We start from the raw sequence: 9,470 nt of genomic DNA on the forward strand, positions 1-9,470 counted from the left end.
TCGCCGCTGATACGGGCAAGCCACCCGGTGCGCCACTGCGGGGCCGAGAGATCCTACGGCTGTACGTCGATCGGAGCGATTTCCGGGACGTTTGACTAAGAGTCTTCGCCCAGGTTGAACAGGTGTCGCAACGCCTCCAGCAGTCCGCGTGAATGCCCGTCCGCAGCGTCATCTCGCAGCGAGGCCATCGGCGGATGCAGCAGTTTGTTGGTCAGTCGATCGAAAGATTTTTCGATCTCCTTCTGCATGGCCGTGTCGGTGGAACCATTGAGCTTTCCAAACAGCCGCTGCAGTTCTTCCGCTTTGACTTTGTCAGCCCGTTCACGAAGCCGGCGAATGACCGGTCCGGTCGCTCGTTGTTGCAGTGATTGAAAGAAGCCATCGACTTCCTCATCGATGATCTTCTTCGCTTTCGGCCACTGCTTTTCGCGTTCGCGGCGGTTTCGATTGCAGGCAGCCTGCAGGTCATCGATCTGGTACAGGTACACACCGGCTTCGTCGCCGATGATCGGATCGAAGTCTCGCGGAACGGCCAAGTCGAGAACCAACATGATGCGGCCACCTCGTTTGGCATTCAGAGCCGCGAAAGTGGATGCGTCGACGATCGGTTCTTCGGCTGAGGTGGTGCCGATCAGCAGATCCGCTTGCACAATCTGGTCGTGCAGACTGTCCATCGATTCAGCGTCGGCGCCAAATTCTTCGGCCAGCTTCTGTGCTCGATCGAGACTTCGGTTGACGACGCATAAATTGTTCGCACCGCCGTTCTTTAGATATCGAAGCGTTTCTTCGGCCATCTCGCCGGCACCGCACAGCACCACGCGTTTGCCCTGCAGCCGATTGAAGACTTCGGGAACAACTTCGCCGATTGCAACACTGGGAACGCTCAACCGGCGACGGTGAATACTGGTCTCCGTTTGCACTCGCTTGGCGGTTCGGTTCGCGGCTTGGAATACGCCGTGGGTGATTGGGCCGGTGCGATCGGCATCGTTGGCCAAGTCGTAGGACTGTTTGACCTGCGACAAAATCTGGGCTTCGCCGACGACCATGCTGTCCAAACTGGCGGCGACCAAGAACAAGTGTTCGACGGCTTCGCGGCCTTCCCGGATGATCATGTGGTTGGCGACGAAGTCACGCGATTGGTTCAGGCAATCGGCGACCAAATCAATCAAGTCGTCGGATTGCAGGGAAGCTGGATTGTTGCCCGCTCCATACAACTCAACCCGGTTGCAGGTGCTCAGGAGAACCAGTTCGGCATCGGCGAAGCGCTGGCCGAACAGTTCGAAGGTGCGATTGATTTCGTTCTCGGTGAACGACAACTGCTCGCGGATTTCAACGGCAGCATCGTGATGGCTGCACCCGATCATCTTCAGGGTCATGACTGGCCTCGCGGCGTGGTCATTTCCGGTGCCACTTCGTTTTCGGGCAACTCGATCTCTGAGTCGATGTTTTGGATTGGCGTTTCCGCGGGTCCGTCGGATTGATCGGCACCGTGGGAACTGGACAGCACACCGGTCATGGCGAGTGCCAAGAATCCAAAGCTGGCCAGAGTCAAATAAGCGACTTTGCGGCCGCGGCTGGCGGGTGCGTAGAAGTACTCGACCAACGTGGCTGAAACCAACCACAGGAACAGAACGCCGGAGAGGACGATTCCGCCGTCGGTCCATGGAATCACGCCCAGACGGTTCCAGTTCATGACGACACCGGAGACGAGTCCCACCCCGACGGCGGCGGTGCTGATGATCAAGCAACTTCGGTTAAGGTTTTGAAGGGTTTCCAGGGTTGGCAAACGGAGCGATGAACCGGCTTGCTTGCGTTTCAAACGCCACGACTGGACCAGATACATCGCTCCGGCCAAAAAGCCGATCAGAACGGCAGCCGAACCCAGCATCATGGATGCACCGTGGACGCCTCGCCAAACCTCGACGGCTTCGCTGCGTTCAAACGCGGGCATGTGGCTGACCGCTCGCGAGAGTGCGATCATCGCGAGGATTGCCGGCAGAAAGAACAGGCCGATGACCGTGTCCGGCCGTCTCAGATAGAACGCGAAAAAGGCGATTGCCAATCCCAATGCGACCATCAGCGACCAATCGGTCCATGTGGCCAGACGCCCGACGTTGGCTTCGTTGGCAATCGACGCGGCTCGCAGCGTCAGGTAGGTGACGTGGGTGAAAATACCCAGACCCATCATCACGATCACTGCCAGGCCGCGGCCGGGGACGCGGCCGAGAAAGCGCAACGCTTCTAAGACCAGCACCACGAGGTAGCTGGCCGAGAAACAAGTGACCGAAATTTGACGCAAGAAATCCATCATGGCTTTATCGTACACCGACCTGGAAAATTGTCAGCCTGGAAGGGATCGCTCACCACGGTTGTTCGGAGAATGCGTGGATTTGAAGAGCACCTTCGGCACCCATTCGCACTCGGATGGCTCCTTCACGCGATGTCACGTGCACGCCGCCTCCCGCCGCGGACAGCATTTCGGTGACCTCGGGTTTGGCAGCCCTCCGGCCACCGCTGACGATCGTTTCCAATGGTCGTGCCCAACGCAGAACCGCCTCGGCGTCCATTTGCAAACTGCCGTGATGCGGTGCCATCATCACCCCGCCGGGTGGCGGCCGAAGTGTGTTGGTCAGCACCGCGGTTCCCGGTGGTTCCAAATCACCCGGCAATAAGAGCACGCGATTTCCCGAATCGATCCTTAGCACCAGCGAATTCGCATTGTCGTTGCCTTCGATTCGTTCTTCGGGCGGGTGCAGCACCGTGACCCGATCCAGCCAACTGGGGCCGGCGTGTCGAACCCGCTCACCCCGATGAACTTCCAACACCGGAATTCGGTGTCGGCGGATCGTTTCCGAAGCCTGAGCCAACGCGAAACCGTCGCCATCAAAGAAACTGGGCGGAACAACGATCACTCCGATCGAAAATCGTTTGGCCAAACCCGGCAACGCATTGAAGTGATCGGTGTCGGCATGCGACAGAAAAATCCCGTCGATGTGCGTGGCTCCCAAAGCCCACAACGCATCCTCGATATTCCGACTGGTTGCGTTGGCGTTGCCCATCCAGCCGCAATCATAGAGCCACACTTCCCGCTCGTTGGGACGCAAGATGGTTGCGGTCCCGTGTCCCACGTCGACGAAGGTAGCTTCCAACGTTTGATTGGGAAGATCCGCTGAGTTGGTGGCCAACCCGTAGGCAATCCCGATCCAACTGACCAACAAACCGGCTTCGATCATACGGCGACGAATGCCCTGGGAGGTCACCATTGGCCGAATCGCAGCCCACGAAATCAAACCGAGGTAGAAGATCACGATCCAAAACGTCGGTGGTGACGGCAACCAAAAGTGACCTCCGGCCAAGCCCGCCGCTGAATCGATCATCCACTGCATGATCGAAAGCAACTTGCCGCAGACTCCGCCGGGAATCCACGCCAGAGATGGCAACCACCAGCCGAGCAAGATCGTCATCACTCCGGCGGACAACGCGAGAGCCATCAATGGTGAAAGCATGACATTGACGATGACGCTGATCGGTGAGACCACATGGAATTGCGACCAAACCAAAGGCAGAGCCATGAGAGTGACCGCGCCGCTGTACCACAGCACGCGTCCGGTCCATGAAAGACAAAACGAAAACAACCGTCGCCACGCGGCTTGGGATTGTTGGGCCAACTGATCAAAGCGTTCTTCGACACGAATCGTTTCCGCCGCGGGCGTCAGTGCACTTGAGAAAGGACGTCCGCACATCAACAAGGTGGCGACGGCCAAGAAAGACAACTGCACACCGATGCCAAAGATCTCCGCTGGCATCCAAACCATCAGGATGATGGCTGCCAAAGACAACGAGTTGAGCGGGTGATGTGGACGAGCCAAGAGTCGGGCGAGAATGACCGTCGACATCAGGATCGCGGCTCGTGTGACAGGCGGTCGAGCACCGGTGATGGCGACATAAAACAGCATCACGATCACAATCAATGTCACTGATCCGGCGATGGGTAGACGCAACAAACCAGCCACCGCACCAGTCAACAAAACAATGATCCCCAAGTGCAGTCCGCTGACCGACAGCAGGTGGGCCGTGCCGGTGACTAGCAACCGTTCGTTCGTTGGACGATCCAGGAAATCTCGTTGGCCGAGCGTCAAAGCCAACGCGAGCCCACGTTGCGACGGTTCGATCTGTTTCAAAATCGTGTCCCGAGCCGAAGCGGCGCGATCGGCCAACCATCGCTGAAGAGCATTGTCCCAAGGCAATGCACCTTTGGTGACTTCGTTGCCACTAAGCAGTTGAACTTGATCGGCCGAGCCCACCCGCATACGTGCGTGAATGTTTTGCCGGCGTGCTGCGATTCGCTGATCGGTTTCACCTGGGTTGCTCGGTGGGGGAATCGCAGCGATCCGACCATACAGTTCAACCGGATCACCCGGTCGCAAGTCCTCGCGTTCCGCATCGACCATCACCATCACTCGGCCGGTGAACGGAACTTGCCGAGTGCCACGCCGCATCGTCAGTACTCGAACAATCAATCGTGTTTGATACTGAACATCGGATTCAACCGTTTTGTTTCCGCGAGCACCATCGAGCCCAGATGTCCTCGCGACGGTGTTCTCCAGGGCATCTCTTTGCAAACGAACGGGCTCATCGACCACCGCGACCATGACCGTCGGCTCTTCCTCGTAGGTCAGTATTTCGCGGATGGTCGCCGAAGCGTATTGCCATTCATCCAACGCGTGTCTTCCCGCGAAAGCGAACAGAAAAAAACCGAACCAGCACACTGTTCTGAATCGAGATTGCAATCTGATTTGGGATCGCGTGCGGCTACCGGCGGTGTCGGAACGGCCTGGCGTGACAACCAACCAAGCCAGGACCCAGGCAATCGCCATCGCGATCATCGCCCCGAACCAGACTCGCGGAGATTGAGGCCAAACATGGTTGAGAGTCAGGCCGGCCAGCCCGGTGGCGGCAAACATCGTCAACGGCTGTCGGCTGGGGAGTTCCGTCAGGTGCCGAGTCGAGAGACTGCCTTGCCGCATTCTGAAGTCAAATCCGTAAGAAAAGATGCCGCGGTGAATCGTAGGCCGCATAACCCGTACATCCGGCACGCATTCGCGGCGTTTCAGTTTGCCTGGTCGGCAAACTCGCCGGAATGCTCAGCCCGAACCTAACCCGCGTGCTACTCATTGTACGGCCAAGAACTCTCGGTCACACGCTTCTGGATCTTTGAGGGATCGGACTGAAAGTCCACTTCCCGACTTCGCACTGTTTCTTAATGCACGAGGAAACCCATGCCAACGACTGCCAAATCATCGCCAAAAACTTCCGCCGCCAACCGCTCCAAGAGCAAGAACGTTGGTGACGAAGTGGTGACCATCGATCGCCGTCGTAGCGAACGTCGCGATGGCAACGCCGATGCGAGCGATGCAGGCATGATGGACCAGCCTCGTCGAAAGAAACAACGTCGTCGTCACATTGATCCAACAACGTGCGAACGCGACTACAGCGATCAAGAAGTCGAGTTCATGAAAGCGATGGACGATTACAAACGTGACTCCGGCCGCATGTTCCCAACCTGCAGCGAAGTCTTGGAAGTCTTGCGGTCGCTCAACTACGTGAAGCTGTCCGACGAGCAATTCGAAGAGTTGGGCTTGAACGACGCTCCCGAAGGCGAAGAAAGCTGGAGCGATGAAGAAGCCGACGAACTAGCCGAAGTCTGATTCGAACAGGTTCAAACCGATCGTTCGATTGCGGGGGTGTTCATTCAGTTGGACGCCCCTGTTTTCGTAGACTCGGTACCGGATGCTGGCGTCCAAATTTCGCCGCGACCATCAATCAGTTGGTCGCCACGGCACACATTCAGCGAATGCAAGACGTCGGGCGTCAGCCATTTTGCGGCGCTGTTCCGACTCATCAGACCCAAGAAGGCTGAACGCAGAGGGATGGGCGTTGAGAACCGACGTTCATCAAGCATCGGAGTCCGGCCAAAGATCAACGTTCCCCGCCGCATTCCATAGGCGATGGTTGGTCCGCAGTTACCGGCCACGCCAATCGTGCCAGCGACCATCCAAGTCGCGAGACGCTTTCCGACGTTGCCGCCAATCCAGATTTCTCCACGACGCATGCGATGACCCGCGTCGTCACCGGCGGATCCTTCGACGATCATTTGGCCGCCATTCATGCCAACATTGCGGGAACCGATTGGCGAACCCAGGTAATCGCCCGCGTCGCCACGCACCACGATGCGTCCGCCGGACATACAACTGCCCGCGTGATCGCCAACGTTGGACTCGCAAAGGATCTCGCCCAGCTTGTGTTGGAATCCGATTCCCGAAACAGGTTGCATGCAGCCATCGAAAACCAGCCGTGGCATCGAGACATCGGATCGCACGGAGACCTCTAAAAAATCGCCGATCGCAATCGGGCCAGATCGAGATTGCAACTGGAATCGTTCAATCTCGAGCGTTGATAGTTGGACCCATTCATCCAGCCGGATTCGCGATGCATCCAGCGATGATGGGAGCTCGGATCGAAGACGCAGCGTGATTTGACTCATCGTTCGGCCCCCGAATCGGAGGGCGATGATGTGCGGTCGAGCAATTCATGCAGCTTGAAATGATGCCGGCCAAGTTTCCCGCCATAATTCCCCGCCGAGATGCTCAATAGCCCTTCGGAAGCAGCTGCTTCGCATGCGGCGGTAATGCCGACTCGCATCGATTCGGCGATCTCGTCAAACGACAATCCATCGATCACCACTTCGATTGCCGCGTTGGCGTCGGAAGGCAATTCTGATGGCGTGACTTCTCGAAGTGTGGGGCAGAACGCGTCATTGGTCGAGGCAAACAATGCGGCGTACTTCGATCCGACTTTGGATCCGCTGCGAGTCGTTCCGCCGGGAAACGGAGTGATGATGCCAGGGAGTTCTCGCATTGCATCAATCGCGGCGCGGCTGGCGATGGTGACGGACTGCATCGTTCGCCCGACCAAGATAAAGTTGCCGCCTCCGATTGCGTCGACTCGACCGACGTCGTGCTGACAAACGAATTCACCGTCCATCACGGGAATTCGCCAGTAACGCACAGGCCGGGACCTTCCATCCGCGTCCAAATGATGAATCTGCTTGCTGATTTGGTTCCCGTCACCAAAGTATCGCAGTGACTTTCCGATCGGTACGCGCTTGGGATGTACCTCGCTGCCGCCGGGGATGCCACCGTACAAAGCGGTTGTGGGACAAGTCAAAACGCACTGGCCGGCTCGCCGTGGAATTTGCTTTTCCAGATCTTTGCCCGACATTCCAAATGCCAATATCGCGACGCCTGGGCGACCATCGGGTGTCTGCTCCGGTGACAGTGTTTGTTCGACCGCGATCTCAAGTCCGCAGGCGATGACGCTGGTTCCGAACCCGCACATCGCCCCGGCCGATTCTTCGCACCAACGACGATCATCCGCGGTCACGATTAATCGTGTGGCCTTCATGTCAAAGGCTTCGGCAAAGGTGTCTTTGATCGAGACACCGGCAATCGACAATGGTTTGGACGCCGCCGTGGAATCAGCCATGTTGATTCTCCGACCGAGGTGTTTCGATCAAACGCGTGCCGATCACATCTTCCATTTCACCTTTGGATATCTGCAATCGGTCCATCGCGAACGTTCCTGTGCGAGCATGCATCTCACGGAACTTGGGGATGTATGCGGGGTCGACTTCAACTGAAGCAGCTAACGTGTTGTCCCGTCTCGCGGGGGTTGCAGTCTCTACGTTTTGACCTCGCGAACGAATTTGAACGCCTTGTTTGAATACATCTCGCGGAGTGCGAAACATGGTTTCGACGTCGGTGCTTTCTTCGTACACAACCACATCGGCCATGCATCCCGGTTGCAATCGGCCTCGGTCAGACAGACCCAAAATCGATGCGGGTGCGGACCGAGTCATCACCGCGATATCGTCAAGCGAATATTCGCGATCGATGCCCGCCAGTGAGCTGGCAGCTGCCGCGTCGGAATGGATTTCGGAAAGTGCCGTTTCGCGAAGCGATTTGTTGGTCAGCAAGGCGATCAGGTGCGGATACGCAGTGAACGGTCCGCCGTTGGGATGGTCGGTCGTCAGGAAAACTCGTGACGGGTCGTCGACCATCAAGAACAACTCCAATCCGATTGCCCACTGCAGACTGTGCACAAATTCGCGGCGAGCGTATCGGAAGGGAACGACTCCGCAGCCGGCTTCACATTCGATGTCCAGCAATACTGACTTGCGAGGCTTTGCCAGATTGCGATTGTCGTATTGATGCATCGCGTCCGCACTGATCGTGACCGTTTGGCCAAACTGAATTTGTCCGACGTCCAGCGTCACATTGGGGTTGGCTTTCAGTGCGTCCGCCAACTTCGCCGCGGACGATGAAAATTTGTAGGGACCTTCCGTTCCATAGCTGTGGAATTGAGCGTGGGTCAAATGAATGGGATAGCCATCGGCGGCTCGGATCGTTGCCAGCGTTGAATCGATGTTGCCGGGTACACCCAGATTGCTGCAGTGAACATGCAGCGGATGTCGCAAACCGATTTCCGTAACCGCTCTGCACAGCACGCGAATGATTTGGCCGGGAGTGATTCCGTATTTCGGATGTTGGGTGTCGACATCCATTTCGCGTTCGTTGAATTTGAACGCGTTGATGCCGCCTGGGTTCACGACTTTCACGGCGATGCAGCGAGTCGCTTGAACCATCCAAGCGACATACGCGTTGATGACTTCTTGTGGTTCATCGTCGGCGATCAGTCGAAGCAACACGTCGTCGTTGCCGAGCAAACAGTACCCGCCGGTGTCGAGCCCGCGAACGTCGGCCATCTCCGCGTGTGCAGATCGTGCGTTGCATGGAATCACCGCAGGCTCAAAGCACGTCGTGTAGCCCATGTCCAAGTATCGCGAAGCGGTCACCGATGCCGCCGGAAGGAACTCGCACGAGGCCGCGTCTTCGCCGTTGATGCGTGTGGCTTCACGCCAGGGTGGCATTTGGTCGCCCAGCAGCATGCGAGCCAAGGTGACTTTGCCTCCGCCGATGTGCGTGTGCAAATCGATGCCACCCGCCATCGTGACACATCCGCTGCCGTCAATGGTTTGATCCGCGACGGTTCCTTTCTCAGGAGCCTCGATGAGATGACCGTCTCGCCACCAAAGATCCGCGATCTCGCCGCCCGGTTTGGCTCCAGGGGCCGACGGATCGATCAGCCGGCTTCCTTGAAGAACAGTGAGCATGGTGAAAAACAAACGCGGGAAGTGGCGAGCGAATGGCGAAGGCTGCCAGAAATGAATGTTCGGCGGGGAATATACGCGAATTCCGATGTCCCTGGTACGATGCTGCCCCTGAGCCTCGTGAACCATGTCTCGCCACGCAGCGGTCCATTGCGATCACGATTGGTCATCATCGACTTTCATTCTCGTCCTCTCCCTCCTCGATCCAGTCTACTTGCGTGTCCCATGAGTGAATTGATTA

At 57.4% G+C, this 9,470-nt stretch carries 7 protein-coding genes; 1 reads left to right on the top strand and 6 read right to left on the bottom strand.

The genetic code is table 11. The features are described from left to right. Positions 1-95: 95 nt before the first annotated feature. Genes hemA through B2R17_RS27715 form a run of 3 tightly spaced genes read right to left on the bottom strand, consistent with a single transcriptional unit; the run spans position 96 to position 5,078 of the window. A complete protein-coding gene (gene hemA, locus B2R17_RS27705; protein ID WP_286766546.1) occupies positions 96-1,376 on the bottom strand; it encodes a glutamyl-tRNA reductase in 1,281 nt (426 codons plus the stop codon). Continuing rightward, positions 1,373-2,311, bottom strand: a complete 939-nt coding sequence (gene ccsA, locus B2R17_RS27710) for a cytochrome c biogenesis protein CcsA (protein ID WP_286766547.1) — start codon at positions 2,309-2,311, stop codon at positions 1,373-1,375. The genes hemA and ccsA overlap by 4 nt, the downstream gene beginning before the upstream one ends. Before the next feature lie 49 nt (positions 2,312-2,360). Beyond that, a complete protein-coding gene (locus B2R17_RS27715) occupies positions 2,361-5,078 on the bottom strand; it encodes a ComEC/Rec2 family competence protein (protein WP_286766548.1) in 2,718 nt (905 codons plus the stop codon). A 201-nt stretch (positions 5,079-5,279) separates the two neighbouring features. On the opposite strand from B2R17_RS27715, the gene B2R17_RS27720 reads away from it, so the two are divergent. After that, the gene (locus B2R17_RS27720) at positions 5,280-5,708 is read left to right on the top strand and encodes a hypothetical protein (RefSeq protein WP_008654623.1); all 429 of its coding nucleotides are present in this window, start codon (positions 5,280-5,282) and stop codon (positions 5,706-5,708) included. 44 nt (positions 5,709-5,752) lie between these two features. Here the strand turns inward: B2R17_RS27720 and B2R17_RS27725 are convergent, their stop codons facing one another. The 3 genes from B2R17_RS27725 to B2R17_RS27735 are packed head-to-tail and all read right to left on the bottom strand — an operon-like array spanning position 5,753 to position 9,232. Beyond that, positions 5,753-6,544, bottom strand: coding sequence for a formylmethanofuran dehydrogenase subunit C (locus tag B2R17_RS27725; protein WP_286766549.1), 792 nt, complete (start codon positions 6,542-6,544; stop codon positions 5,753-5,755). After that, positions 6,541-7,545, bottom strand: a complete 1,005-nt coding sequence (gene fhcD / locus B2R17_RS27730) for a formylmethanofuran--tetrahydromethanopterin N-formyltransferase (RefSeq protein ID WP_286766550.1) — start codon at positions 7,543-7,545, stop codon at positions 6,541-6,543. The genes B2R17_RS27725 and fhcD overlap by 4 nt, the downstream gene beginning before the upstream one ends. Further along, positions 7,538-9,232, bottom strand: a complete 1,695-nt coding sequence (locus B2R17_RS27735; RefSeq protein WP_286766551.1) for a formylmethanofuran dehydrogenase subunit A — start codon at positions 9,230-9,232, stop codon at positions 7,538-7,540. Before B2R17_RS27735 ends, fhcD begins: the two co-directional genes overlap by 8 nt. Between the last annotated feature and the right edge of the window lie 238 nt (positions 9,233-9,470).

The organism is Rhodopirellula sp. UBA1907 (genome assembly GCF_002337565.1).
Taxonomy (GTDB): Bacteria; Planctomycetota; Planctomycetia; order Pirellulales; family Pirellulaceae; genus Rhodopirellula; species Rhodopirellula europaea.

What these genes read in the sequence shown, in the direction of transcription:
- hemA (WP_286766546.1), bottom strand. Translation starts at nt 1,376, where the DNA reads ATGACCCTGAAGATGATCGGGTGCAGCCATCACGATGCTGCCGTTGAA.
- ccsA (WP_286766547.1), bottom strand. Translation starts at nt 2,311, where the DNA reads ATGATGGATTTCTTGCGTCAAATTTCGGTCACTTGTTTCTCGGCCAGC.
- B2R17_RS27715 (WP_286766548.1), bottom strand. Translation starts at nt 5,078, where the DNA reads ATGCGGCCTACGATTCACCGCGGCATCTTTTCTTACGGATTTGACTTC.
- B2R17_RS27720 (WP_008654623.1), top strand. Translation starts at nt 5,280, where the DNA reads ATGCCAACGACTGCCAAATCATCGCCAAAAACTTCCGCCGCCAACCGC.
- B2R17_RS27725 (WP_286766549.1), bottom strand. Translation starts at nt 6,544, where the DNA reads ATGAGTCAAATCACGCTGCGTCTTCGATCCGAGCTCCCATCATCGCTG.
- fhcD (WP_286766550.1), bottom strand. Translation starts at nt 7,545, where the DNA reads ATGGCTGATTCCACGGCGGCGTCCAAACCATTGTCGATTGCCGGTGTC.
- B2R17_RS27735 (WP_286766551.1), bottom strand. Translation starts at nt 9,232, where the DNA reads ATGCTCACTGTTCTTCAAGGAAGCCGGCTGATCGATCCGTCGGCCCCT.